Consider the following 26,854-nt stretch of genomic DNA (forward strand, 5'->3'; position numbering starts at 1 on the left):
AATCGAAAGTGTCTCATAAAAGTGAGATATCTTGTTTTGAAATTTTCTAATCTCGTATTTTAAAAAGTGGTGTCTTTTAATAAATTGATTAAAGTTTTTTCGACTAGCATAAATTTTTTCATACTCATTTAGCTCATCTTGATGCTCTAAAATTTTATTTGCATATTCATTACATAGTTTTTTAAGGGCCGCTTCAAACTCGTTTTTATAGCATTCGTGATCAAGATCTTCTTTATAAATCTTGCCATTTTTAAATAAAAATTTATAGCTTTGCTTTTGTGTGAAAGAAACAAGCAAAATATAGTCGTATTCATCGCCATAAAAATATCCACAAACTGAACTTTTATAGCTCATTTTTTACCCTTTTAGCATAAAAATTTTTCTTAAATTTGGCAAATTCGCCTCTTTCTATCGCCTCTCTCATCTCTTTCATCAAATTTAGATAGTAGTGCAGGTTGTGAAGGCTTGCTAGCCTAAAAAATGTGAGCTCCCTTGCCTTAAAAAGGTGATTTAGATAGCCTCTGGAGTAGCGTTTGCAGGTATAGCACTGACACTGCGGGTCAATTGGCGCGTAGTCGTTTATAAATTTGGCTGATTTTATATTTATCTTGCCAAAGCTAGTAAAGAGTGTGCCGTTTCTTGCATTTCTCGTTGGCATGACGCAGTCAAACATATCAACGCCTCGCTCTACGTTTTCCACGAGATCTTCAGGTGTGCCAACGCCCATTAGATAACGCGGTCTTAGCTCATCCATAAATGGCATAACCGCCTCAACAGTGTCATACATCGCCTCATTACTCTCGCCAACGCTAAGACCTCCTATCGCAAGGCCATCAAATGGCAACTCATTTAGCGCCTCGGCGCAAAATTTACGCGCATCATAATCAGTACCTCCTTGAACGATGCCAAAGATATTTTGCTCTAAGCCAATACCCTTGCTTTGCATAAATTTATGGTAATCAATCGCCTCTTTTGCCCATTTTATCGTTCGTTTTATGCTTAGATCGATCCTCTTTGGCTCAGCAGGTAAGGCGACTAGATCATCAAGTATCATCATGATGTCGCTACCTAGATCGTACTGCGTATCAAGGACGGATCTTGGCGTAAAATAGTGCGTGCTGCCGTCGATATGGCTTTTAAATTTTATCCCTCCATCGTCGTTTTTGGTATTTGATCTAAGTGAAAATGCCTGAAAACCACCGCTATCTGTTAAAAAAGAGCGATCAAATTTAGAAAATCCATGAAGCCCACCAAATTCACGCACGACCTTGCTGCCAGGGCGCAGATACATGTGGTAAGTGTTTGCTAAGATTATCTTTGCGTCTAAAATTTCACTCATATCAAAGGCGTCTAGGCTTTTAACTGCGCCAACCGTACCAACTGGCATAAAAACTGGCGTTTGTATAACGCTATGGGCAGTTGTTAGGATACCACGCCTTGCGTTTCCATCTTTTTTTATAACTTCAAATTTCATTGTTATCCCTTATTTTTTGATTTTTTATTTTAACAAAATTTATAATATAATCCAGAAATTTTAAGGCAAAGGAACTTTTTGCAAAATAAAAATGACGTCATTTTTGTAGTGGCAAATGGCGCTCAGACTATAAAATTTATAGGTGAGTTTAGCTATAAAGACGCAAAAAATTTACAAAGCATTTTTAAAAAAATTCAAAAACTTAGCGGCAGTGTTAAATTTGATTTTAGTGAGCTAAAAAGCATTGATTATGCTATTTTAATCCTTTTAAGAAATGCATTAAATGGTAAGAAATTTGAGATCATTACAAATGATGAGAAGATAAAGGCAATGGGCGATCTTTTAAATGATGAAAAGATTGATTTTAACTACATGCCACCACACAATAGTCTAAATTTCTTCTCACGACTCGGTGAAAAAATTTGTGAAGGTTTTGTGAATTTAGCTGAGTTTGGTACGTTTTTGGGCGAATTTTTGATAAAAAGCGTAAAAATTTTATTTAATCCAGCCAGTCTTAGATTTAGAGAATTTAGTAACTACATAAAAGATGGCGGCGTAAATGCCGTTTTTATCGTCTCGCTCACCGCTTTTTTGATAGGCGTTGTGCTTGCCTATCTTGGTAGTGCGATGCTTGCAAGCTTTGGAGCAAGTATATTTATAGTCGAGATCATGGGTATGCTAACGCTTAGAGAAGTAGCTCCGCTCATTGCAGCTATTGTTATCGCAGGTAGGTCAGCTTCTAGCTTTACCGCGCAAATTGGCGCTATGAAGCTAACTGAAGAGATAGATGCGATGAAGACAATGGGCTTTGAGCCATTTAACTTCTTGGTCTTGCCACGCATTATCGCGATGGTTCTTTGTGTGCCTGTCATTATCTTTATAGCTGACGCGATAAGCATCTTAGGACAGATGATCATTTGCCAAACGATACTTGATATCAGCTTTAGCGACTATCTCAATAGATTTCGCGAGATGGTCGAGCTTAGACACTTTGCTGTTGGTATGATAAAGGCTCCATTTTTTGGCGCAGTAATTGCGATCATTGGCTGCATGAGAGGATTTGGCGTGAGTCAAAATGCTCAAAGTCTTGGAGCAATGACAACAGTTAGCGTCGTAAATGCGATATTTTGGGTTATCGCGCTTGACGCGTTTTTCGCGATAATTTTTATGTGGCTAAAGATATGAACGAGATAATAGTTGGAAAAAACATAACAACAAGTTATGGCGATAAGATAATGCACGATAATGTGAGCTGGAGCGTCAAAGAGGCTGAAATTTATGGCTTTTTAGGTGGTAGTGGCGCTGGCAAAACGACGCTTATGAAGACGATGATATATCTAAAAAAGCCAAGCGAGGGCGATATATTTTTTGATGGCGTCAATATGTGGAAAAGCAGCTCTGAGGAGCAGCAAGAGATAAAGCTAAAAAGTGGAACGATGTTTCAGTTTGGCGCACTTTATAGCTCGATGACGATCCTTGATAACGTGGGCGTTTTGCTCCATGAGTACTCTAAATTTAACAAGCGTCAGATCGATGAGATCGCGATGTTTTGGATACAAAAAGTTGGACTTAAAAAAGAGGTATCAATGCTCTATCCAAGTGAGCTAAGTGGCGGTATGAAAAAGCGTGCTGCGCTAGCAAGGGCTTTGGTGCTAAGTCCGAGGGTGCTATTTTTAGATGAGCCAAACAGCGGCCTTGATCCTGTTAGCTCACGCCAGATGGACGCACTCATAAAAGAGCTTCGTGATAGCATTGGCGTGACCGTCGTCATGGTGACACATGATGCTGATAGTATTTTTGATATTTTGGATAGATTTTTGATAATAGATAATAAAAAAATAGCCTTTGAGGGAAATATAAAAGAGCTTGAATATCTTAAAAACAACCCACTTGAAGAACTATTTAAAATGAGGAAAAAGTAGATGGAAAATAGAAATTCTTATACTATTGTTGGCATGTTTTTTATGGCTTGCCTTACAGCATTTGCGATATTTATTTGGTGGATGACTAGTAAAAATAATACAAAGGTTGATTTTAAAGAGTACTACATTCACACAACCGAGCTACCAAGTGGATTAAAGGTTGATTCTACAGTTAAATTTATCGGTGTGCCAGCAGGAAGTGTTAGCGATATAAATTTTGTCGATGACAAAAACGCTCTTATAAACATCACGATGAAAATTAGAGAAGACCTGCCTATCAAGGCTGATAGCGTGGCAAGTATAGAAGTTCAGGCCATCAGCGGTGTGGCTAGTATAAATATAAGCCGTGGCACAAAAGACTTTGCGTCAGGTCAAAAGCCTATCTTGCAGCTTGAAGAGAGCCTCTTTTCAAAGCTTGGAAACAACGCCGAGAACATCACTTTAAAGATAAATCAAACCCTTGATAAAGTCGATAACTTTTTTTCGCCTGAAAATATCGCTCACGTAGAGTCAGTCCTTAAAAATATTGATAAATTTACACAAGTTTTAACAGATGAGGAGGGATTAAGTGAGGTTGATAGTATCGTTAAAAATGTAAAAAATTTTACAGATACTCTAAACAAAACCGATACAAAAGAATTGGTTAAAAATTTAAATAGACTAATTTCAAATGCAAACCAAGTTTTTGTATCGGCAAATTCGGCTATCACCGGATATAATTCGCTGCAAGAGCTCATCACAAAAAAAGCTAAAGATGGTGAATACGACCTTAGAAATACGGTTGGACCGTTATTAAGAGAAGCGAGTGATTTTTTAAATGGATTTGATAAGACGCTTCGCGAATTTAGAGGCGCGCTTCAAAGGCTTGAAGATAATCCTTACGAGTTTTTCTTTACAAATCCAGTGCCAAATGACAAAGGAGATAAAAAATGAGAAATTTAATCTTTCTAACGGCTACGCTTTTATTTCTTGGCTGCTCGCTAAAGACAGATGTGCCAGTTGCAACGATGTATGAAATTCACTATTCAAATAAGGCTTGCTCAGCTGAAAATAAGCAAAAAGAGCTAAAGAATGTCTTCATCGAAAATGTAAGCGCTCTTGATATGGTCGATACTAGAAAAATTTTGATCGTAGCTGAAAATAATAAAATTAGATATCTAAGCGACGCTAAATTTGTATCTGAACCAAGCGAAATGGTCTATAAATCGCTTGTAAAAGGGCTTTATTCAAACTGTGCTGCAAAGCCGATATTTTCACCAAATGCAAAGGATCTTAGACTAAAAGTTAGCATTATCTCACTTCAGATAAGAGGCGACAAAGCCGAAGTCTCGCTAGCTTATGAGCTGTTTAATGCAAACACTTCGCTAAAATCAGGCATGATTACAAAAGAAATTTTTTGTCCAGATCCAAGCTCAAGTACTATTTTTGATACGATAAATAAGGCTACAAATTTAGCAATCGATACGCTAATCTCTGAAATAATCTCTTAAATTTTCTTGGCTGTAAATTTTTAAATTTATAGCCAAAATAGCTTATTTTAAAGACCTTTTGTTATAATGTGAGCTTTAAAATACGGAGAATTGATGAAGAAAATTTTAATAATCGCAGATGGAACTTTCGCAAGAAATTTTTTAAACAGACTACTTGAAACAAAATCAAATTTACATCACTATATTGTTGTTTCAAGTGAGGATTACAGCCAGAAATCAAATTATGAAAATTTTACATTTTACCAGTTTGATCCAACTAGTCTTTCAAAGCTAAAAAGCATAAGCGATGGCTATTTTAGCCAGTTTTGTATAGTTTGCGATGATAAAAATGAGGCCATTGCAGTCTATGAAAATTTAAGACAGATCAGCACAAAGACTGAGACTGTTTTTATGAGCTCATGGGAGCTTGATGAAAAATGTAAAGAAATATTTGCAAGCGATAAACACTTAAGCGTGGTTGATATCAGAGATATTGCAGCATCAAGGCTTATGGACTATTTACCAGATTTGCCGGTTTTAGCTGATAATATCGGGCTTAGTGAGGGCGAGATCATGGAAGTTAAGGTGCCAATAGGTAGCTCTTATATGTATCGTCACATCAGCTCAGTAGCTCAAAAAAAATGGCGAATAGCCCTCATATATCGAGGCAGCGAGATCATCTTGCCAAAGCCAAATGTAATGATACAGCCAAGCGATATATTACTAATCGTTGGTGATCCAAATGTGCTTCAAAATGTTTATCGCTCGATCAAGCGTGAAAGTGGGCAGTTTCCAAGTCCATTTGGTAGCAACATCTATGTGCTGATCGATATGATCTCAATGGATAAAGAACGTGTTAGCAAGCTCATAAAGGATAGCTTGTATTTGCATTCAAAGCTAAATAATAAACGCCTTTTTTTTAGAGTGATAAATCCAACTTTAGGTGAAAATTTAGATACTTTAAAAGCGATAAAAGAGAAAAATATCATTGTTTTGATGGATTATTTTAATAGCGATAACAAATCTATAAAATATGATGTGTTAAAGCACGATATCGGCCTAATCTTAAGCGATGATAAATACTTTTTTAAATTTAAAAAGCTATTTTATGAGCTAAAACTTCCAGTGCTAAAAACAGGCAAAATTTTGCTCTCAAATATAAAAGAGGGCGTGATACTAGGCGATCAAAGTCAAGAAGTGGAGAATCAATCAGCTGTGATAACAGACTGCTGTGCACAGCTTGATTTGGAGATGAAATTTTACTATTTTGACAATAAACACAGCGATGATGAAGCGTTAAGAGAGCATTTTGAGAGCATTAGCGCGCTATTTTCTAAGCGTATAAAGATAGAAAATCACAATCTTAAAAATCCACTTGTAAAACTAAAAAATACAAAAGATTTGCTTCATTTTGTAATGTTTACTAAAAGCGTGGCAAATGGTGGGGCATTTGCCTTTTTATCGACAAATTTAAATAGGCTTTATAAAAAACTAAGCCAAAATGCACAGCTTTTTGTGCCAGTAAGTGAGTAAAAATGCAGATAAACTTAAACCTTAAAGAAAAGGCATCAAGCTATAAAATTTATATAAACGAGCTTGAGAGACTAGAGCTAAAAGGCAAGGTTGGCATCGTTACAAACGCTAAAGTAGCGGGGCTTCATCTTGAAAAGCTACTTAGTGTTTTAAAATGCGATGAGAAATTTATCATAAGTGTGCCTGATGGCGAAGAGTATAAAAATTTAAAGACGTTAGAGCAAATTTTAGAGCAGCTTTTTGTGAGCAAATTTGATCGCTCATCTACGCTAATCGCCTTTGGTGGTGGCGTCATAAGCGATATGACTGGCTTTGCGGCAAGCATCTATGAAAGAGGGATAAATTTCATAAATATCCCAACTACGCTTCTAGCGCAAGTCGATGCGAGTGTGGGCGGAAAGACCGGTGTAAATAATAAATTTGGTAAAAATTTAATAGGCTCTTTTTATCAGCCAAAGGCGGTTTTTTGTGAGATAAATTTCTTAAGGACATTGCCAAAGAGAGAATTTGCAGCTGGTGTGGCTGAGGCTTTAAAAATGGCAATAACCTTTGATAAAGAGATGTTTGATTGGCTAAAAAGCATAAATTTAGACGATGAAAATTTAGCTAAGCTGGTTGAAAAGTCGGTAATTTTAAAAGCAAAAGTGGTTGAGCAAGATGAGAAGGAAAAGGGGCTAAGAGCTATCCTAAACTACGGACATACCTTTGCTCACGTTATAGAAAATGAGACAAATTATAAAGAATTTTTACACGGCGAAGCGGTGGCAATAGGCATGAATATGGCAAATCGTTTAAGCGTAAGACTAGGGCTCATGAGCGAGGCAGAAGCAGAGAATATCAAACAGGTTTTAATAAAATTTGGCCTTCCAGTAAGCTACAAAATAGAAAATGAATATGCATTTTACGAGGCATTTTTTATGGATAAAAAGACAAAAGATGATAAGATAAATTTCATCATTGCAGATAAAATCGGCAGTGCGATCATAAAAAATGACGTCAAAAAAGAAGATGTTTTAAAAATTTTAAGAGAATTTAAATGAAAAAGATCATAGCTTTAATACTTTTTTGCTTTGCCCTTTATGCTGAGGAGAACGTTACGCTTGAGCAAAATGGCTCGCAAAATTTACAAAATAACGAGCTTATAAAAGATATTTCAAATCTAGATAACTCCCTAAAAAACAATATCTGGATCACAAGATATGCTAACTATAACACTTATCAAAGGCTTATTGATGAGCTTGAAAAAAATGAAAATGAACTAAAAAAGCTAGACAAAAGCTCAAGAAGAGGCAGCGATATCATAAAGAGAATCCAAACTCTAAAAGAGCAGATAAATTTACTAAAAGAGTATGAAAAAACGCCATTTTCAAATATGCTGGCAGCTCCTGAAATGGATACTCCACCAAGGATAACAAGTCCTGTTGCACTTATATCTGGCTTTTCGTATATCAAAAAGATAAAGAGCGATAAGATCGAGTATCAAAGGCATATAAAAGAGCTTGATACGCTTTTGGAAAAGCTTGAAACAAAAGAAAATTTACTAAATAGACTAAATTTGATAGAAGAAAATGAGCAAAATAGGGAAAGCCTAAACTTGGTAAAACAAGAAATAGGTGACTTCAAAGCGGCAAAACAGATCGCTGATACAACTTATAATGTCTATGAAAAAAGAGCTGATGAGGCTATAAATTTAACCACCTCTGACATAAAAGCTCAGTTTTTAAGTATGGGCTATACAGCTATCATCATCCTTTTGACGATCGGACTAACATTTATCGCTAAATTTATCGTTAAAAGAACGATTACCGATAATGAGAGATTTTACACAGTCAATAAATTTTTAAACGTTTTAAATATCACTGTTATCATCATAATCCTACTCTTTTCATATATCGAAAACGTCACATATCTAGTAACCGTGCTAGGTTTTGCTTCAGCTGGTATCGCCATTGCGATGAAAGATATGTTTATGAGTATGCTTGGCTGGATGGTGATCATGTTTGGCGGCTCTATACATGTGGGTGACAGGATCAGAGTACTTCATGATGGTAGTGAATTTGTAGGCGATGTGATCGATATCTCTTTGCTTAGGCTGACCGTTTTTGAGGATGTTAGTTACTCGACTTATAAGACGAATCGCCGTGCAGGTAGAATTATCTTTGTGCCAAATAACTATATCTTTACCGACCTCATCGCAAACTATGCTCATTATGGTATGAAGACTGTTTGGGATGGTATAGATATCGTTATTAGCTTTGATAGTAATCATAAAAAAGCTGTGTATCTAGCAAGAAATGTCGTTAAAAAATACTCAAAAGGCTATACTGATATTGCAAAACGCCAGATGAATAAACTAAGAAGCCAATACAGCATCAAAAATCCAAATGTCGAGCCAAGAATTTATACATTTTTTGAGCCTTATGGTATAAATGTCTCATGCTGGTATATGGCAAATTCTTATGCGACTTTGGCTCTTAGAAGCACTATTAGCGCTGAGATTATAGAAGCATTTTTAGCTCAAGATGATATAAAGATCGCTTATCCAACACAAACTATGTTTATAGGTAAAAAAGAAAATCCAAGCGATCACACCGCTCACAGCGAGCAAGAGAGTGAAAATTCTTAATGCAAAAGATATTTTTTAAAACATTTGGATGTCGCACAAATATCTATGATACTGAGCTTTTAAAAAGCTACATCAAGGACTACGAGATCACAAATGATGAAGAGAGCGCTGATATCGTGGTCATAAACTCGTGCACAGTTACAAATTCTGCTGATAGTGGTGTTAGAAACTACATAAACGGCGTAAAAAGGCGCGGGGCAAAGGTGGTACTGACTGGATGTGGAGCGGTTAGCAAGGGCAAAGAGCTTTTTAATAGCGGTATATTTGGCGTACTTGGAGCTAGTAAAAAGAGCGATCTAAATGAGCTTTTAAAGCAAGAAAAGCCGTTTTTTGAGCTTGGAAATTTAAACTCAGTCGATAAAAATATAGTTACAAATTATGAAAATCACACAAAGGCTTTTATAAAGATTCAAGAAGGCTGCAACTTTAGTTGCAGTTACTGCATCATCCCTTCAGTTCGCGGCAAGGCTAGAAGCATGGATGAGGCTATGATATTAAAAGAGGCAAGAATTTTAGCTCAAAACGGCTATAATGAGCTCGTACTAACTGGCACAAATATAGGCAGTTATGGCAAAGATACAAATAGCTCTCTTGGTAAGCTTTTGGCAAACTTAGGTAAAATTTCTGGCATTAGACGCATTCGGCTCGGAAGTATTGAACCAAGCCAGATAGATGAGAGCTTTAGAGAAATTTTAAAAGAAGAGTGGCTGGAGCGACATCTGCACATTGCACTTCAGCACACGAGTCAGGCGATGTTAAAGATCATGCGAAGACGAAATAACGCATTTAGTGATCTGGGGCTTTTTAATGAGCTTAGCTCTCTTGGCTTTGCCCTTGGCACGGACTATATCGTGGGTCATCCTGGTGAGAGTGAGGAAATTTGGGTAGAGGCTGTGGAAAATTTTAAGAAATTTCCTATTACACATCTGCACGCTTTTGTCTATTCGCCAAGGCGTGATACGCATTCAGCTACGCTAAAAAGCGATGTTAGCGGTGATGTGGCAAAAAGTAGGCTAAAAATTTTACAAGGCATTGCTTTGCAAAATAATGAAAATTTTAGGAAAAAGCATAACGGGGCTTTGAAAATTTTAGTAGAGCAAAAAAATGGTGAGTTTTACGAGGGCTTTGATCAGTTTTACAACAAAGCTAAAATTTTAAGCCAAAAAGATATAACAAAAGAGTGGGTGGAGGTAAGCGAATATGAAGTTAAGCCAGATGCCAATTATGCAAAAATTTAAATTTAATAAAAAAAATATCCTAATAATCGCAGCTGTCGCACTAATCAGTGTGCTGTTATTTGCCGTTAGTAAAGAGCCACGAAATATCACATATTCGCAATATATGCAGCTAATGGATGGAAATTTTATAGACCGCGCTGTAATCGATGACGATGAAGTCGTGCTTTATGCACAAAACAATCGTTTTTCTATTATAAAAGATGGTATCGATCTAAAAGAGCTTATTAAAAAAGTGCCTGTTGAAAAGACTAAGCAATACATCACTCCTGGCATGATCTGGGGATTTATCATCTTTGTCTGCTTCGTGCTTTGGTATGCTTATATCTTTAGAAGTATCAGGAAAAAAGAGGAGAGCTTGCTTAGCAAAAAAGATGGCGCATTTGAGATAGAAAGCGTGCTAAATCAAAACACAATGCCAGTCATCTCAAATGTGAGATTTAGCGATGTGGCAGGCATTAGTGAGGTCAAAAGCGAGCTTAGTGAGATAGTTGATTTTCTAAAAAATCCACAAAAATATAGAAATTTTGGTATCAAAATGCCAAAAGGCGTGCTAATGATCGGCCCTCCAGGCGTTGGTAAGACGCTTGTGGCAAAGGCAGTTGCTGGCGAGGCAAATGTGCCATTTTTTTACCAAAATGGTGCGAGTTTTGTGCAAATTTATGTTGGCATGGGTGCAAAAAGAGTACGAGAACTTTTTAGCAGAGCCAAGTCCTATGCGCCCTCAATCATCTTTATCGACGAGATAGACGCTGTTGGTAAGAGTAGGGGTGGGACTAGAAACGACGAGCGAGAAGCCACGCTAAATCAGCTACTAACCGAGATGGATGGCTTTGAAGATAACTCAGGTGTCATCGTCATAGCTGCCACAAATAGGATCGAGATGATCGATGAGGCGCTACTTAGATCAGGGCGTTTTGATAGGAGAATTTTTCTTTCTATGCCTGATTTTAACGACAGAGTAGCGATCTTAAACACATATCTAAAAGATAAAAACTGCGAAGTGGCGGCTGAGGATATCGCTAAAATGAGTGTTGGCTTTTCAGGCGCAGCACTTAGTACGCTTGTAAATGAAGCTGCGATAAATGCCCTAAGAAACGGCGAGAGCGTGCTTAAAATGAGAGACTTTGAGGCTGTTTTAAACAAGGTCTTGCTCGGCAAGAAAAAGGTGCTAAGTTATAGCGAAAACGAAAAGAAAATTCAAGCCATTTATCAAGGAGCAAAGGCGCTAAGTGCTTACTGGTTTGATGTGAAATTTGAAAAAATTTCTCTTATAGAAGATAGATTTATGGCAACAGAGCAAGAGATCGAGTCAAAGTCGCAGATGATATCTCGTATCAAGGTGCTCATCGCTGGCATGTGCAAGCTTGAGATAGATGAAAATGACATCTTTTCAAACTCGAGCAGTGATCTAAATTTAGCCAAAGAGATCGCATCAAAGATGGTTTATGAATACGGCATGGGAAGTTCATTTGTCCCTAATCCAAATGATGTAGAAGAAATTTTAAAACAAGCAAAAGAAGAGATAATGTCCTTTTTAAAGGGTACAAACGAGCAGATCGCAAAGATCAGCTCTTATCTGCTTGCTTATGAGAGCGTAGATAAAGAGACGCTGGCAAAAATTTTAAATGAAAACTACTAAAGGAGAAAAAGTGAAAGCAAAAATAGGTATATTAACCCTTTCTGACCGTGCAAGCGAAGGCACATACGAGGACAAATCAGGTCCAGCGATCAAAGAGGTGCTTGACAGCTGGATAGTGAGCGAGCGTGAGTACTTTTACGAGGTTATACCAGATGAGTTTGAGCTGATAAAAGAGAGGCTTGTGTACATGGTGGACGTGCTTGGCTGCGACCTTGTGCTCACTACCGGTGGCACAGGACCGGCAGTGAGAGACGTTACGCCAGAGGCTACTGAGGTGGTTTGCGAGAAGATGATGCCAGGCTTTGGCGAGCTAATGAGAGCTGCAAGCCTACAATACGTCCCAACAGCGATCCTATCACGCCAAACAGCAGGCATCAGAGGCCATGCACTCATCATAAATTTACCAGGTCAGCCAAAGGCTATAAAAGAGTGCTTAGAGCCGGTATTCCCAGCGGTGCCATACTGCATCGATCTTATAGAGGGTGCGTTTATCGAGACTGATGAAAACGTGATGAAAGTTTTCCGCCCAAAACAAAAGAAAATCTCGTAAATGAGTTTGACAGATAGCCTAAATTTAAAAGCCACTGCCTTTGCAAATAGGTGGCGACTTGTTATTAAAATTTGGCTTGTTTTTTCTTTTTTATCCTATGCGCTGGCCTACTATCTTGGGTTAGAGGTTTTTGGCTTTATCTCTGTCATTTCTATCTTTGGCTGTGTTTGCCTGCTAGCCTTTAGCTCACTTCTTTGGTTTATCGCTAGCCTTGTATTTTTGCAACCTTTGGTATTTTTACTACTTGAAAAATTTGATGAAAGCATTACTGTTTATGCTTTAGCCTGCTCAATTTGGCTGCTTGGCTGGATCACTTTGTCGCTTGTGGTCGATGATAAATTTGCAAGACTGGGAAATGACATCTTGCTAAAGATCTCTCGTATAGTTCTTGTTGGCGAGTTTGCCTTGCTATATTTTTTTAACTACAACAGCAGCCTTGACATAGAGACTTTAATAAAGTCAAATTTGACAAAGTCGCTGCTTTTAGTGCTAAACTCCTATATGCTGCCATCGCTTGTGACGCTACTTATATTTGATATAAAAACATATATCGCTAGCAAAAATGAGTAAAATTTTACGTATTATTTTATGTAATTTATACTAAATTTAGCCGTTTTTGCTCTCTGTTATCTTTTTTATAAGCCCCATATCGCCGTTCATTGCTAGGCTCATAAAGCAAATGCCGTTTGCGCCAGCTTTTATGGTCTCTTTGTAGTTCTCGCTGTCTAGTCCGCCAAGTGCGAAAATTTCTTTATCAAAGCTCTTTAGCTCGCTTATAAATTTTAACCCTTTTGGCTCTAAACCCGCCTTGCAAGAGGTGGCAAATATATGAGAAGCTACGAGGACATCAGCGATAGTGGCTGAAATTTTAGCCTGCTCTAGGTCGTGAGCTGGGGCGTAAATTTTAGCTGTTTTTCTAAATTCATCTAAAAAAACGCCGTAATTTTTAAAAGATTCAAGCTGCGCTGAAGTGAGCCAAAAGTCGCTCTTTAGCTTGCAAGCTACGTCAAAAAATTGATTAATGATAAATTTCTTGCGGTAGTTTTCACAAATTTGAGCCACAACCCTAGCAAGATCGTAAAAATCAGTCTCGTTTAGCCCCTTTGCACGAAGCAAAATTTCATCCACACCAGTCTTGCAAAGCAGCTGAATTCTCTTTAAAAAATCATCGCCCCCATAGCTTTCAAAGTCGGCAATGCAGAGAATTTTAAACATAGACATACTCGCTCATTAGTGGTTCTAAACCATTTGCTTTTATCATAGCTTTGATCTCGTCTACGCTTCTGCTATCACTTATCTCAAACTGCTCGTCGCCCTTTTTCTCTTCGCCGTGAGCGCCGATGCTCACTTTTACGCCAGCACTTATCTTATTTGCAGCGATCTTTACGGCGTTGTCGCGAAATTTCGCCTTTTCTCTGGTTGAGATCGTTATGCTAGCTGTTGGCATGAAAATTCTATAAGCGCAGATCACTTGCAAAAGCTCGCGCTCGCCCACGTCACGCGGGTTGATGCGGTCGTTGTTAATGATAGGGCGAAGCCTTGGGCATGAAAATGCGATCTCGGCGTGTGGATACTTTTTTTGAACTAAGCTTGCGTGAAATGCTGTCGCGAAGGCATCAAGCCTAAAGTCATCTATGCCAAGAAGTGCGGCAAAGCCAACCCCTCTCATGCCTCCAAGAAGCGCTCGCTCTTGCGCATTTAAGCGGTATGGGAAGATCCTTTTATTGCCACCAAGATGGATTTTTTCGTATTTTGTGGGATTGTAGGTCTCTTGAAAGACGGTCACGTAGTCTGCGCCACTTTTGTGAAGTAGGGCGTAGCCCTCAGAGTTTAGCGGGTAAATTTCAACCCCAACGACTTTAAAAAATTTCTTCGCCAAAGCGCAGGCGTTTGCGATGTAAGCGACACTTGAGTTTGTCTCGCTCTCGCCAGTTAGGATCAAAATTTCTTCTAAACCGCTCTTTGAAATTTCTCTTAGCTCCCTTGTGATCTCCTCGTCGCTTAGCTTTGCCCTTTTTATTTTATTGTTGGCGTTAAAACCGCAATAAACGCAGAGATTATCGCAGTAGTTTGCTATGTAAAGCGGTGTAAAAAGCGTGATGTTTGAGCCAAAATTTGCCCTTGTTTTTGCTTGAGCTAGCTGGGCGATCTGCTCTAAAAATGGCGCTGCAGCAGGCGAGAGTAGGGCTTTTAAATTTTCAAGCGAGCAGTGCTTTGCATTAAGAGCTGCCTTTACGTCCGCTTCGCTGTAAATTTCTGGCTTGTAGCTCGCTCGCTCTTTTAAAATTTCATCCATAATGTCGCTGCCAACATCCTGCATGTGTGGCAGTAGCTGCATATGGTCGGTTCTTGTAAATTTCATCAGTCTAAAAATCCAGTTAGCGGAGATGAGGCATTTGCGCTTTTGCTCTTTGCGCCAAGGCATGCTAGATAGGCGTTGCGACCAGCGATGATGGCCTCTTTAAAGGCTCTTGCCATGAGTGGGATATTTTTAGATGAGGCGATGGCTGTGTTTGCCATGATCGCAGCCGCTCCCATCTCCATCGCTTCGCACGCTTGTGAAGGCCTGCCAATACCTGCATCAACTATGATCTGCGTATCAAGCTCGTTTATCAAAATTTCAATAATATCTTTAAAAATTAGCCCTTGGTTTGAGCCAATGGGCGCAGCCAGAGGCATTATGCAGCTTGCCCCTGCGCTTAACATCGCTCTTGCGGCATTTAGATCTGGAAACATATAAGGCATTGGCATAAAGCCGTCATTTGCCAAGGCTTCGCACGCTTTTATGGTTTCAGCGTTGTCTGGAAAGAGAAATTTAGAGTCAGTTATAATCTCTATCTTAACAAACTCGCCACATCCCAGCTCACGTGCGAGCTGGGCGATGCGAACGGCCTCTTTGGCGTTTCTAGCGCCACTTGTGTTTGGCAAGAGCGTCACGCCTTTTGGGATAAAGTCAAGTATATTTCGCTCTTTGCTCTCGTTTATGCGCCTAAGAGCAAGGGTTAAAATTTGCGCGCCAGCCTCGTTTACGGCTGAGTCGATGAGCTCGTGCGAGTACTTGCCAGAGCCAAGGATAAAGCGGCTTTGAAACTCCTTGCCGCCAAGGATCAAACTATCGCTTTGCACTTACGCCTCCAAGCCCATAAGTAGTCTAATGGCTAAATTTGCTTCGTGGTTTGCGCAGATTGCGACGCGCGGCGCCATGAGCCCTTGACCGATCTTCGCCTCATTTGTGAGGTCGCCACAAAGATAGACATTTTTGGCAAATTTTATTGTTTTTATGATATTTGAGCTAAAGTATCCTGCCATGCCAGAGGCGCCGATGATCTTTTTATCTTTTAGGCTGGCGCCCGCTTCGTTTAGTATCATCGCCTTGCCAGCGACGTTGTCAAAGGCTTCGCATAAAATTTCGCACTCGCCAAAGACGCTAGCTACATTTTTTTCATCTAAAAATATATCGTGAGTTTCGACCTCAACAAAGGGATTGACGTCATTTATCAGCTCTTTAAGCGCCTGCGTCTTTTTTAAGCCGATGTGGCGGACGAAATACTGCTGGCGGTTTAGATTGCTTGGCTCAACGACGTCAAAGTCGGCAAGCACTAGCTTTTTTACGCCAACTCTTGCAAGGCTTAGCGCAATATTTGAGCCAAGGCCACCAAGTCCAGCCACGCCGATCACCGCTTTACTTAGGGCTAAATTTAGCTCAGGGCTGTTTCGTGAGGCTATCATCGCGCGTAAAACTTCACGCTCAGGCATAACGCCACGCCTTATAAATACGACGTTTGAGCCATCTTTTAGCTCGCTATCTTCTTTTATGGCAAAGCCATCGACGATAAAAATATCTGGCTTTGTCGCGTTAAATTTCTCTAAAAATTTATAAATTTCACTCTCTTTATCGCCAAGCGCAAGCTCTTTTAGCTCGCTAAGGCTTTTTACTGGCACCTTAAATTTTGCGCCATTTAGTACTATCTCTATCATTTTCTCCTCATCCACCGCCAACTAAAGTGACGATCTCATAAGCTTTGCCCTCGCTCATGAAGCTTTCACGCCAAAGCTTTTTTGGCAAAATTTCTCCGTCTCGCTCAAGGGCTATAAATTTAAGCTCATAACCATTTTGAGCTAAAAATTCATAAACATTTATATCGTTTTCAAGCTCGAAATTTTTGCCATTTAGTCTAAATTTGATCATTAAATTTTATAGCTTTTTATAAAAATTGCGATCCTCTCGATCGCTTTTTTTATGCTCTCAATATCGGTTGCAAAAGAAATTCTAAAGTATCCCTCCATACCAAAGCCTACACCTGGTACGGTCGCTACGTTTGCCTCTTCAAGCATCTTTTTGCAAAATCTAAGTGAGTCGCCGTCTACTTCTTTGCATTTTACAAATAGATAAAACGCGCCATCAGGCTTAACTACGCTTAGTCCAGGGATAGCATTTATCATCTCAACTGCCACGTCGCGTCTTCTTTCGTACTCTTTTCTCATGTTTTCGATATCTTCGTCAGTTTCGCCAAGAAGCGACGGGATCGCGCCTATTTGCACGATCGAGCTAATGTTGCTTGTGCTTTGGCTCTGAAGCTTTTTGATACCAGCAATTAGCCAGTCCATCGAGCTTGCTATATAGCCAAATCTCCAGCCAGGCATCGCGCCACACTTGCTTAGGCCGTTTATCGTAACCGTTCTTTTAAAGAGATCTTCGCTCACTGAAGCTACTGCGTGAAATTTCTTGCCGTAGATCACTTTTTCATAAATTTCATCGCTTGTAACTATGATATCAGTGCCCTTTAAAACCTCGCCAAATGCCGCGATCTCCTCTTTTGTATATACAGCTCCAGTTGGGTTTGTTGGATGATTTAGCGAAAAGACCTTTGTTTTTGGCGTGATCGCTTTTTTTAGCTGTTCGGCTGTGATTTTAAAATTTGTGCTCTCGTCTGCCTCGATAAATACAGGTACGCCACCACAAAATTTAACGATCTCAGGGTAGCTCACCCAATATGGAGATGGGATGATGACTTCATCGCCTGGGTTGATAAGTGCTTGAAATACATTAAAAAGTGAGTGCTTTGCACCGATGTTTGTGACGATTTGATTTGCTTTATAATCAAGTCCGTTATCTCTTTTTAACTTTGCTCTAATGGCCTCTATCACCTCAGGTAGGCCTGGCACTGGCGTGTATTTGCCACTTTTATTATCGTTATCTAGTGCGTTTTTTACAGTTTCTCTTATCTTTTTTGGAGTCATAAAGTCAGGCTCACCAGCTGAAAGCGAGATCACGTCGATGCCAGCAGCCTTCATCTCTTTGGCCTTTGTGCTGATCGCGATTGTGATTGATTCGCTTAATGTTTGCATTCTGTTTGCTAGTTGCATTTTCGTCCTTTTTAGTTGATTGTCTTTAAATAGCTATTATCATTTAAAAATAGATAAAGTTCGCCCAAAATTTGCTTCTTTTGTGTTTCGTTTATCAGAGTTGATTTCTCTAAGCGCTCATTTAGAGTGTCTTGGATCTCGTAGATATCGTAGTCCATGTCCTCCATAATGTCTAAAATAGACTGGCTCTCTAGTAAATTTGTGATCTTATAGCCATCATTTGAAAGCTCTATCGTGGCTTCTGTCGGGTGGGTAAAGAGGTTGTGTTTCATACCGATCACCTCTTGATATGCGCCAACTAGGAAAAATCCCAAGAAATAATCCTCCTTCTCCACGTCCACGTCGTGCAAAAGCAGCGGGTTTTTCTCGTCATCATAACTAATCTCGCCGTCGCTATCGCATGTGATATCCCAGATCGAAGCCGGCAAAGTAGGGCGTTCATCGAGCCTGTCAAGTGGCATGATAGGAAAATTTTGCTTTAGCCCCCAAAAGTCAGGCAAGCTTTGAAAGATCGAGAAATTTAGCAGGTATCTCTCTTGAACCTCTTTTTGAATTTTAGTTAGATCGCTTGAGTTGCTCTTATTGCCAAGCATCACGACAGCTTTTTTGCTAATTAGCCTTAAAAGCACCTCGGCGTTTGATCTATCTTGAAGATCAACATAGCCAAGGTCAAAAAGTGTTAAAACGCTTTCTGTGTGATGGATGGCGTCGTGTAGGTATTCTAGTGCGTTTGAAGGCTTGATTGATTTATAAAGATCGACTAGCTCGGTTATTAAATTTGGATTGTTTTTCTTTAAATTTAGCTTCTCTTCGGTGTATTCTTGAGAAAATAGCTCAAGCACAGGAGCGACCAAAAGCGCGTGAGAAGCGGCGATATAGCGACCTGACTCTATGAAAATATCTGGTTCGATCTCCTTTTTTTGCTCGCTTATGGTTTTAAGCATATAAACAACGTCGTTTGCATATTCGTTTAGCGTATAGTTTCTGCTGCTTTCTTCTTTAAACTGCGAGTACTCGATCGCAAGTCCGCCACCTAAATTTATAGCTTTTAAATTTGAGGCACCCATTTTTCTAAGCTCAGCGTAGATATTGCCAGCCTCGATGAGTGCTTTTTTGAGCGGATGGATCTCACTTATTTGAGAGCCGATGTGAAAGTGTATCATCGTGAAATTTTCAAGTAAATTTGCTTTTTTTAGCATCTTTACAGCTTCTATTAGCTCTGTTGATGTTAGGCCAAATTTAGAGTGTATGCCGCCACTCTTTGCCCAAAGACCCGATCCTGTAGAGTGTAGTCTTACTCTAAGTCCGATCTTTGGTTTTGGCTTGAAGCGCTCTTTTGCGATGGCGATTATCGCTTCAAGCTCGTTTAAGCCCTCGATCGTTAGCGTAATGTTGTGTCCCATTTCAGCGGCGATGAAGCCTATATTTATCATCTCTTTATCTTTAAAACCATTTACGGTTATGGGAGCTTTTTCGTTATTGTAAGCCATTGTTAAAAGTAGCTCAGCCTTACTGCCAGCTTCAAGGCCGTAGTTATAGGGCTTGCCAAGACGCACTAGGTTTTTTACAAAGCCAGGATATTGATTGACCTTAAGCGGGAAAACGGCATTAAAGCTGCCTTTGTAGGCAAATTCTTTCTTTGCCTTTGCAAAGCTTGCGTGGATCTGTTCGATCTGCTTTTGGATAAGGTGTGGAAAGCGAAGCAGTAGTGGTCCTCTATATCCATCGTCTCTTATCTCTTTTACGATGTCGATGATCGCTGGTTTGCTGGCTGCATTTATACAGACTTTGCCATCTTCTATCACAAAATTTGAATTGCCCCAAATGCTAAGTCCAAAATCATTCATCCCAGCTCCTTTTCAAGCTCATCTAAATTTATCGTTTTTTCATCTTTGCTCTCTAAATTTTTATACCAAATTTTATTCTCTTTCATCTCGTTTTCGCCCACACAAAGGAAAATTTTCGCCTTTTTTGAGTCGGCATTTTGCAGATGTTTTTGAAGTTTTTTAGCTTCATAAGAAATTTCAACCTGATATTTTTTGCGAAGCTTTGAACCAAGCGCATAGACAAAGTCTAAATTTGGCGCATCAAGCGCGCAAAGATAAACTCCGTCTCGCTCATCCTCAGCTTCACCTAAAATTTCCATTATCCTCTCAACACCCATCGCAAAGCCAACGCCATAACTTGCTCTACCGCCAAGGTACTCGACTAGTCTATCGTATCTGCCACCACCGGCAACTGCGCTTTGTGAGCCGATCTCATTGCTGATAAACTCAAACGCTGTCTTGCAGTAATAATCAAGCCCACGAACGAGCTTAGTGTCTATCTCAAATTTAATGCCATTTGCCGTTAAAATTTCTTGCAGTTTTGCAAAATCAGCCTGCGCCTCATCACTTAAGCTATCAGTGATAACTGGGGCGTTTTTGTAAATTTCTTGGCAGCTTTCTATCTTGCAGTCAAGCACGCGGATGGGATTTAAAAGCTTGCGTCTTTTGCAGTCTTCGCAAATTTTATCGTCATTTTCATCTAGAAATTTAACAAGTTTTTCTTTATAAGATTTCATCGAGCTCTCGTCGCCAAGCGAGTTGATTTTTAGGGTTGTTTTGATGTTTAGCCTGTTAAAAATTTCGCTCACCATCAAGATAATGCTCGCATCTTCATAGACGCTGCCCTCGCCAAAGCACTCACAGCCAAACTGGTGAAATTCTCTCAAACGACCTTTTTGTGGGCGCTCGTAGCGAAACATCGAGCCGTGATAAAAGCAGCGTTTTGTCACATTTGCCCTGTCAAGTTTTGCCTCGATAAAGGCTCTAACCACGCCAGCTGTGCCCTCAGGACGCAAGCAAACGTCGTTGCCGCCCTTGTCTTCAAACTGATACATCTCTTTGCCCACAATGTCGCTACTCTCGCCGACACTTCTTTTAAAAAGTGCTGTCTCCTCGAGGTGTGGGGTCAAAATTTGCTCATATCCGTAGTTTTTTGCGACTTCCTCGCATGTTTTTATTATTCGTGCGTAAAGTTTTGCACGAGCTGGGAGCATATCTTTCATGCCACGAAGTGCCGTTATCATCGCATTATCCTTTTTTATTTTTTGTGATTTTACTTAAAATTTATAAAATTTTCTATCTCTTTTGAAATTAGCTCTATGCTTTTAGATGCATCTATAAAAAGTGTATCAAAGTTGTTTTTGATAAGAATTTGCCTCATTAGGCTTTGCACTTTTAAAAGATACTCTAGCCCGCGAGCCTCGATCTTATCGCTTGTGCCTCTATTTTTTAGGCGCGAGCTTATTAGCTCAGCACTTGCTTCAAAAAAGATGATCTTGTCTGCAAATTTATCATTTAGTGCAAATTTATTAAGCTCTAAAAGTACGCTTTCATCTAAGTTTTCATCATTTGCTAAAGCGTAGGCGATACCTGAGATAAAGCCTCTGTCGCTAAGTATTAGCCTACCTAAATTTGGAGCGACTAGCTTTTCAAAATGCTCAGCCCTGTCAGCCAAAAAGAGCAAAATTTCAGCTCTTTTGCCGATTTTTATGTTTGAACTAAGCAAAATTTCTCGCAAATTTTCACCAAGCCGCGTACCGCCTGGCTCTTTTGTGACGATAGCATTACTAAATTTAGAGGCTAAAATTTCTATCTGCGTGCTTTTGCCAACGCCGTCAATGCCTTCAAACAAAACATACATTTTAAGCCTTTAAATTTTTAAGAATTTTTGCTGGCACCAGGTTGCTCACATCGCCGTCGTGGCGCAAGACTGAGCGAACGATGGAGCTTGAGATAAAGGCGTTATTTAAGCTTGGCATAAGATAAACTGTCTCAAATTCGTCCCAGAGTGCAGCGTTTGCGTAGCCGATTTGTAGCTCATACTCAAAGTCGCTGACCGCGCGAAGACCTCTGATGACGGTGTTTATACCGTGTGATTTAGCAAAATCAACAAGCAAGTTATCAAAGCCAAGCACGCTTACGTTTTTTAGCTCGCAAACTGCTTCTTTTGCCATTTCGATGCGTTTTTCGTGTGCAAACATCGGCTGTTTGCTGTCACTTTTTGCAACTGCAACGATTACCTTGTCAAAAATTTTCGTAGCTCTTATGATGACGTCCAAATGGCCGTTTGTGATGGGATCAAATGTCCCTGGATAGATGCAAGATTTTTTCAAATTTGCCACCTTTTGTAAAGATTATTTTCGATTTTTAAGGCATCAAGCCACTTGCCAATGATGAAATTTTCCATATCATCAAGGCTCTTTATATCTGCGTAGTAGCCTAAAACTGGCGGAGCGATTATGGCTCCAAGAGATGAGAGCAGCTGCATCTGAGAAAGCGCGATAGTGGAAAACGGCATCTCTCTAACTCCCAAAACTAGCCTTTGCCTCTCCTTTAGCGTGACACTTGCGGCCCTTGTGATGAGCGTGTCGCTTATGCCGTTTGCAACTTTTGCTAGCGTGTTGGTAGAGCAGGGCGCTATGATCATCGCCTCCGTGCCAAACGAGCCAGAAGCTGGGCCTGCGCCAAGATCCAAATCATCATAAATTTTTACGCCAAGACCATTTAAATTTAGCCTCAAATTCTCCTCAGCCTCTAAAACTTTCATGGCATTTTTACTCACTATGACATGCGCCTCGCAATTATCTTTGGCAGCCTTGACAAGCTTTAAAAAGAGTCCAGCCCCACTTGCTCCAGTGGCTGCAAATACTATCTTTTTCATCTTATCACTGCCTCATCTTTGCCTGAAACTGTGGCCTGTAAAATTTTATTATCTTTTGTTCTTATCTTTATCATATCACCTAAATTTCCATCCTCAAGAGCCTTTACTTCAGCTATTATCTTAACGCCATCCTCGCTTAAAACCGCATTTAGCATTTGACCTTTTTTGACTAAACTTATGGCGTTAAACTGACGCTTGGTTAAAATTTCACCGCTTTTTATCTGTACTTTTGTTATAAGAGCTAAGCTATTTGAGTTAGAAAGTGCATCTTTTGGCCATTTGCCAAACTCAATCATTGTTGGCTGATAGTCAAGTAGGCTTAAAATATGGTTTGTATTCATTGAATTTATTGCTATGAAGGCTGGCATCTTAGCGTTAAAGCTAAATTTAAAATAGATGCTTTTTAGACTCAGATCAATATCCTCAAATGAAGCTCTAAATGTACCTTTTTGACTATTTTGATCACCTAAAAATATATTTTTTAGGACTAGCTCTTTAAAATTTGCTGGAAGTTTATTTTGTGGACTAATACTAAGATTACTTATGCTGATACCAGGATATTCATCACTAATTGATCTTAAAAATTGCATTTGAATCTCATCCATAATAGAGCAGTTTTTTACAAAAGCAACGCTTCCACCGCTTTTGTCATTATATGTTTTAAAATTTGCTGTTAGAATTTCATAGAGCTTTTTGCTATCTATCTTGGCAGCTCTTTTGCCCTCTAAGTTTAAAATTTCATTGTCTTCGCCATCAAAGCCAAAAGTACTAAGTGAAATTTGGTCATTTACAACGCAATACATCGGATAGATGCTGACTTCATTTGCAAAAAGTTTTGTGGAAAATAAAAAAATGAGTATAAAAAAGATGGAGCGGGAAACGAGATTCGAACTCGCGACCCCAACCTTGGCAAGGTTGTGCTCTACCCCTGAGCTATTCCCGCAGTTAAAATGAAGTCCGCATTCTATCAGATTGTTTTTCATTTGTCAAGATTTTATGGAAGTTTTATAAGAGAAATTTCACTATTTTGCAAAATTTCGCTTTGATCTGGGCTAGTTAAAAACATAAAAGTGCTTTTTAAAATATGATCTATCATGCCAGAGCCGTATTTTCCACCATTTGTTGCTATAAATTTATCATTTTCAATATTTCCAAAAATGGCATTGATCCTGCCTGATTTTACCTTTAAATTTTGTGCATTTGTAGCATTTTGCATGACAAAGCAATCCTCTTTTAAAAGAGGCAAAACAATCATCATCATGCAAACATAAGCTGCCATTGGATTTCCAGGAAGGACAAAAATAAGTTTGCCATCTTTTTCATAAGCCTTGCAAGGTCTGCCAGGTCTTATATCAATATGCGAAAAAATTTCATTGTATCGAAGCTCGCTTAGAGCTATTTTCATAAAGTCAGCCTCACCAGCGCTTGCTCCGCCAGAGCAGACAATGATGTCATAGTTTGTAGTATTTAAAAACGCCTGTTTTACGGCGTCTAAATTATCTTTTATGATGCCAAGATATGAGCTATCTTGCCCAATATACCTTAAAAGTGCAGCGATGCCAAAGGCATTTGCATTGTAAATTTCATCCTCACTCGCTCTTTGCCAAGGCTCTATGATCTCATTTCCACTTGAATAAATTCCAACACTAGGCTGTTTTTTTACATTTATAAAACTTATGCCCTGTGCTGCTAGCATCATTATGCCTCTAGTGTTTAAAACATCGCCACTTTTTAGCAAAATTTCACCAATCTTTACCTCTTCACCTTTAAAGCGATACCCATCACCTTTTTTAAGATTGTTTGGTGCTTTTATAAAATTTCCATCAACAACACAATCTTCAATCTTTATGATAGTATCTGCACCATTTGGCATCTTCGCACCAGTCATTATCTTGACGCACTCATTTTTGCCGATGCTTAGCTGCTCTTTATCACCTGCAAAGGCACTTGCAACTATTTTATATGGCTTATCTTTATCTTCAAATTTTACAGCAAAGCCATCAAGCGCAGAGTTATCAAAACATGGTAAGTCTTTTACCGCCACTACATCATTTGCCAATGTTTTACCAAGAGTCATACTGATAGGCAAAATTTCACTATCTATTTTTAATTTAAATTTAGATTTAAGCGCATCTAATGCATCATTTAGTAGCATTTTTACTCCTCAAGCCTAGTAATATTTGCACCAAGACCTTGAAATTTCTCTTCTAAATTTTCATATCCTCTATCAAGGTGATAAATTCTATGTACCAAGCTTTCACCATTTGCTATAAGAGCGGCTAGTATCAGTGCTGAGCTGGCTCGAAGATCTGTCGCCATCACATCGGCTGCATTTAGCTTAGCTGGCGCATAAACACTTGCGATATGCCCATTTAATTTAATATCCGCTCCCATTCTAGCAAGCTCACTAACGTGCATAAAGCGGTTTTCAAAAAGTCTCTCATCTATCGTGCTAACGCCATTTGCTGCAAGGCAAAGTGCCATAAATTGAGCTTGCATATCTGTTGGAAAGCCCGGATACTCAGTGGTTCTTATCTCCACTGGTTTTATCTCTTTTGCTGGCAATATCGTGATCTTGTCGCCATCTATCTCTATACCAAAGCCCATCTCTTCAAATTTATTTAAAATAGCCGTCATATGAGTTGCATTTGCCTTTGTGACCGAAATTTTGCTATTTGTTATAGCTCCAGCACAAAGGTATGTACCAGCTTCGATCCTATCAGGAATGACTTCAATATCGCAAATTTCAAGTAATTTTTGGCCACTTCCAGTTATCTTTAGCTCGCTTGTGCCGATGCCTTCTATTTTAACGCCACTCTTAGCCAAAATTTCACAAATTTGCACCACTTCAGGCTCAAGTGCCACGTTAAAAAGCTCTGTCGTGCCGTGCGCTAGAGCTGCAGCCATGATGATATTTTCGCTGCCAGTTACGGTGATCTTATCAAAAACGATCTTTGCGCCTTTTAGGCCATTTGGCGCTGTTGCAATGACGTAGCCTTGCTTTATTTCTATATTTGCTCCCATTTTTTCAAGCGCATTTAGATGCAGATCAATAGGTCTTTGTCCGATCGCACATCCTCCAGGTAGGCTCACTTCGCAGTGGCCAAAGCGTGCAAGAAGCGGTCCAAGAGTTAAGATAGATGCTCTCATCTTTCTAACGATGTCATAATTTGCAGTAGTTGAGCTTACACTGCTTGTGTCTATGCTTAGTGAGTTTTTATCTTTAAATTCGCACTTTGCTCCTAGGTTAGTTAGCAGTTGGCAAAGCGTTTTTATATCAGCGACATTTGGAATATTTGTTAAATTTACACTTTTTTTTGCAAGTAAGGTTAGGGCGATGATCGGTAGAGCAGCATTTTTGGCACCGCTTATTTTTACTTCGCCACTTAATTTTGCATTTCCTTTTATCTTTAAATAGTGCATCATTGTTTTTTTGCCTTAAGAAAATATATTTTTTGCCGATATTATATTGCTTTTTAACTTAGAATAAAGAAAGCAAAGCACTATTTCCGGTTCATTTACGTTTAAAAGTTAAAATTGCAAACACTAAAATTTTGGATATAAATATGTCAAATTCAATAAATAAAAAAATCTTTTTTATTCTTAGTATTATATTTTTTACAGGTTGTTCTTTTACCTCTAATCAACCGACAACTCCGCAAAATGAAACAAATCAAACCGTAACTTCAAGCGTTGATTTTAGTGAGCAAATGATTGGTGAAATCATAGATGAAGATAATGATAGAGAAGATAAAAAATTTGGTTCTTTTTTTAAAAAATACCTAAATACAAGAGCTGGTGGTGATTGCTCAGGATTTGTTTCTATCGTAAATGCAAAGTATCAAAATATGTATTTTGATGAAAAGATAATAAATCACTACTACGATAATGGCGGTAGAAAGTCAAAAGCGATCTATAATTTTTATGAAAGTAAAAATTTAATTACTCATAAAAATCCAAAAATAGGTGATCTTGTATTTTTCTCAAATACTCTTGGCAAGGGTGTTCAGAAAAATAAAGATAAGAAAAATATTACTCATGTTGGCATAGTTACGGCTGTTCTTGGCGATGAGACAGTAAAATTTATACATAATTCTGGCGGAAAGATAATTCATAGCTATATGAATCTAAAACAAAAAAATGTGCATCTAAAAGGAAATCAAGAGATAAATAGCTACCTTGTAAGGTGCTCAAATTCAAGTTGCTTGGCAGCAAATAGATTTGCTGGATATGGCAAAGCAAAATAAATCAGAAATTTTTACTAAAAACCTTTTAAAACAAATACTAGGCTCAAATTTTAAGCATTATTTATATAAATTTACACTCGTA

Annotated in this window: 27 protein-coding genes, 1 tRNA gene and 1 pseudogene; 12 read left to right on the top strand and 17 right to left on the bottom strand. The window is 38.9% G+C overall.

Annotation, left to right across the window (positions count from 1 at the left end; genetic code table 11):
• Together F3G69_RS04490 and tgt are read right to left on the bottom strand one after the other, a co-directional pair.
• A pseudogene (locus F3G69_RS04490) lies at positions 1–354 on the bottom strand (CorA family divalent cation transporter); the annotation flags it as partial.
• Entirely contained in the window at positions 344–1,474 is a 1,131-nt protein-coding gene (gene tgt / locus F3G69_RS04495) for a tRNA guanosine(34) transglycosylase Tgt (RefSeq protein ID WP_149714534.1), read from the bottom strand. The gene tgt and the pseudogene F3G69_RS04490, both read right to left, overlap by 11 nt.
• Positions 1,475–1,552: 78 nt before the next feature.
• On the opposite strand from tgt, the gene F3G69_RS04500 reads away from it, so the two are divergent.
• The 11 genes from F3G69_RS04500 to F3G69_RS04550 all read left to right on the top strand — a co-directional run bounded on the left by F3G69_RS04500 (position 1,553) and on the right by F3G69_RS04550 (position 13,021).
• Positions 1,553–2,659, top strand: coding sequence for an MlaE family ABC transporter permease (locus F3G69_RS04500; RefSeq protein WP_149714535.1), 1,107 nt, complete (start codon positions 1,553–1,555; stop codon positions 2,657–2,659).
• Positions 2,656–3,396: an ABC transporter ATP-binding protein gene (locus F3G69_RS04505; protein ID WP_149714536.1), complete on the top strand. Its 741-nt coding sequence runs from the start codon at positions 2,656–2,658 to the stop codon at positions 3,394–3,396. The genes F3G69_RS04500 and F3G69_RS04505 overlap by 4 nt, the downstream gene beginning before the upstream one ends.
• Positions 3,397–4,329, top strand: coding sequence for an MlaD family protein (locus tag F3G69_RS04510; protein ID WP_021090581.1), 933 nt, complete (start codon positions 3,397–3,399; stop codon positions 4,327–4,329).
• Positions 4,326–4,886 (top strand): ABC-type transport auxiliary lipoprotein family protein, encoded by a 561-nt coding sequence (locus tag F3G69_RS04515; protein ID WP_021090524.1) that lies wholly within the window; start codon positions 4,326–4,328, stop codon positions 4,884–4,886. Before F3G69_RS04510 ends, F3G69_RS04515 begins: the two co-directional genes overlap by 4 nt.
• Before the next feature lie 93 nt (positions 4,887–4,979).
• A complete protein-coding gene (locus F3G69_RS04520; protein ID WP_103604613.1) occupies positions 4,980–6,398 on the top strand; it encodes a COG3400 family protein in 1,419 nt (472 codons plus the stop codon).
• A gap of 2 nt (positions 6,399–6,400) precedes the next feature.
• The gene (gene aroB / locus F3G69_RS04525; RefSeq protein WP_149714537.1) at positions 6,401–7,438 is read left to right on the top strand and encodes a 3-dehydroquinate synthase; all 1,038 of its coding nucleotides are present in this window, start codon (positions 6,401–6,403) and stop codon (positions 7,436–7,438) included.
• On the top strand, positions 7,435–9,024 hold the full coding sequence (locus F3G69_RS04530; RefSeq protein WP_149714538.1) for a mechanosensitive ion channel domain-containing protein: 1,590 nt from the start codon (positions 7,435–7,437) through the stop codon (positions 9,022–9,024). The genes aroB and F3G69_RS04530 overlap by 4 nt, the downstream gene beginning before the upstream one ends.
• Positions 9,024–10,262 carry a tRNA (N(6)-L-threonylcarbamoyladenosine(37)-C(2))-methylthiotransferase MtaB gene (gene mtaB / locus F3G69_RS04535; RefSeq protein WP_149714539.1) on the top strand — a complete coding sequence of 413 codons (1,239 nt, stop codon included), beginning with the start codon at positions 9,024–9,026 and terminating at the stop codon, positions 10,260–10,262. Before F3G69_RS04530 ends, mtaB begins: the two co-directional genes overlap by 1 nt.
• Positions 10,249–11,901, top strand: coding sequence for an ATP-dependent metallopeptidase FtsH/Yme1/Tma family protein (locus tag F3G69_RS04540; protein WP_149714692.1), 1,653 nt, complete (start codon positions 10,249–10,251; stop codon positions 11,899–11,901). Before mtaB ends, F3G69_RS04540 begins: the two co-directional genes overlap by 14 nt.
• A gap of 10 nt (positions 11,902–11,911) precedes the next feature.
• Complete coding sequence (gene mog, locus F3G69_RS04545; RefSeq protein ID WP_103599954.1) at positions 11,912–12,451, top strand: molybdopterin adenylyltransferase; 540 nt, start codon at positions 11,912–11,914, stop codon at positions 12,449–12,451.
• Complete coding sequence (locus F3G69_RS04550) at positions 12,452–13,021, top strand: nitrogen fixation protein NifR (RefSeq protein ID WP_149714540.1); 570 nt, start codon at positions 12,452–12,454, stop codon at positions 13,019–13,021.
• 36 nt (positions 13,022–13,057) lie between these two features.
• Here F3G69_RS04550 and F3G69_RS04555 read toward each other — a convergent pair whose 3' ends face one another.
• The 15 genes from F3G69_RS04555 to murA all read right to left on the bottom strand — a co-directional run bounded on the left by F3G69_RS04555 (position 13,058) and on the right by murA (position 25,951).
• Positions 13,058–13,672 (bottom strand): thiamine phosphate synthase, encoded by a 615-nt coding sequence (locus F3G69_RS04555; protein ID WP_223155874.1) that lies wholly within the window; start codon positions 13,670–13,672, stop codon positions 13,058–13,060.
• Positions 13,659–14,813 (bottom strand): 2-iminoacetate synthase ThiH, encoded by a 1,155-nt coding sequence (gene thiH, locus F3G69_RS04560; RefSeq protein WP_149714541.1) that lies wholly within the window; start codon positions 14,811–14,813, stop codon positions 13,659–13,661. Before thiH ends, F3G69_RS04555 begins: the two co-directional genes overlap by 14 nt.
• Complete coding sequence (locus F3G69_RS04565) at positions 14,813–15,577, bottom strand: thiazole synthase (RefSeq protein ID WP_149714542.1); 765 nt, start codon at positions 15,575–15,577, stop codon at positions 14,813–14,815. The genes thiH and F3G69_RS04565 overlap by 1 nt, the downstream gene beginning before the upstream one ends.
• Complete coding sequence (gene thiF, locus F3G69_RS04570) at positions 15,578–16,429, bottom strand: sulfur carrier protein ThiS adenylyltransferase ThiF (RefSeq protein WP_149714543.1); 852 nt, start codon at positions 16,427–16,429, stop codon at positions 15,578–15,580.
• A 7-nt stretch (positions 16,430–16,436) separates the two neighbouring features.
• On the bottom strand, positions 16,437–16,640 hold the full coding sequence (gene thiS, locus F3G69_RS04575) for a sulfur carrier protein ThiS (RefSeq protein WP_149714544.1): 204 nt from the start codon (positions 16,638–16,640) through the stop codon (positions 16,437–16,439).
• Entirely contained in the window at positions 16,640–17,818 is a 1,179-nt protein-coding gene (locus F3G69_RS04580; RefSeq protein ID WP_149714545.1) for a pyridoxal phosphate-dependent aminotransferase, read from the bottom strand. The genes thiS and F3G69_RS04580 overlap by 1 nt, the downstream gene beginning before the upstream one ends.
• Positions 17,819–17,829: 11 nt before the next feature.
• A complete protein-coding gene (gene speA, locus F3G69_RS04585) occupies positions 17,830–19,665 on the bottom strand; it encodes a biosynthetic arginine decarboxylase (RefSeq protein WP_103599948.1) in 1,836 nt (611 codons plus the stop codon).
• The gene (gene hisS / locus F3G69_RS04590; protein WP_149714546.1) at positions 19,662–20,888 is read right to left on the bottom strand and encodes a histidine--tRNA ligase; all 1,227 of its coding nucleotides are present in this window, start codon (positions 20,886–20,888) and stop codon (positions 19,662–19,664) included. Before hisS ends, speA begins: the two co-directional genes overlap by 4 nt.
• Positions 20,889–20,917: 29 nt before the next feature.
• A complete protein-coding gene (tmk, locus tag F3G69_RS04595; protein WP_149714547.1) occupies positions 20,918–21,505 on the bottom strand; it encodes a dTMP kinase in 588 nt (195 codons plus the stop codon).
• A 1-nt stretch (position 21,506) separates the two neighbouring features.
• Positions 21,507–21,977, bottom strand: coding sequence for a pantetheine-phosphate adenylyltransferase (gene coaD / locus F3G69_RS04600; protein WP_012001782.1), 471 nt, complete (start codon positions 21,975–21,977; stop codon positions 21,507–21,509).
• Complete coding sequence (locus F3G69_RS04605; protein ID WP_149714548.1) at positions 21,974–22,525, bottom strand: UbiX family flavin prenyltransferase; 552 nt, start codon at positions 22,523–22,525, stop codon at positions 21,974–21,976. The genes coaD and F3G69_RS04605 overlap by 4 nt, the downstream gene beginning before the upstream one ends.
• Positions 22,522–23,328 carry a flagellar basal body P-ring formation chaperone FlgA gene (gene flgA, locus F3G69_RS04610; protein WP_149714549.1) on the bottom strand — a complete coding sequence of 269 codons (807 nt, stop codon included), beginning with the start codon at positions 23,326–23,328 and terminating at the stop codon, positions 22,522–22,524. The genes F3G69_RS04605 and flgA overlap by 4 nt, the downstream gene beginning before the upstream one ends.
• Before the next feature lie 65 nt (positions 23,329–23,393).
• Positions 23,394–23,468 (bottom strand) — tRNA-Gly (locus F3G69_RS04615).
• A 51-nt stretch (positions 23,469–23,519) separates the two neighbouring features.
• Positions 23,520–24,680 (bottom strand): molybdopterin molybdotransferase MoeA, encoded by a 1,161-nt coding sequence (locus tag F3G69_RS04620; protein ID WP_103599943.1) that lies wholly within the window; start codon positions 24,678–24,680, stop codon positions 23,520–23,522.
• Positions 24,681–24,682: 2 nt separating this feature from the next.
• Positions 24,683–25,951 carry a UDP-N-acetylglucosamine 1-carboxyvinyltransferase gene (gene murA, locus F3G69_RS04625; RefSeq protein ID WP_149714550.1) on the bottom strand — a complete coding sequence of 423 codons (1,269 nt, stop codon included), beginning with the start codon at positions 25,949–25,951 and terminating at the stop codon, positions 24,683–24,685.
• 140 nt (positions 25,952–26,091) lie between these two features.
• Here murA and F3G69_RS04630 point away from each other — a divergent pair, with 140 nt between their 5' ends.
• On the top strand, positions 26,092–26,772 hold the full coding sequence (locus tag F3G69_RS04630; protein WP_149714551.1) for an NlpC/P60 family protein: 681 nt from the start codon (positions 26,092–26,094) through the stop codon (positions 26,770–26,772).
• Positions 26,773–26,854 lie beyond the last annotated feature (82 nt).

Origin of the sequence: Campylobacter concisus (genome assembly GCF_902460625.1) — a bacterium.
GTDB lineage: Bacteria > Campylobacterota > Campylobacteria > Campylobacterales > Campylobacteraceae > Campylobacter_A > Campylobacter_A concisus_AD.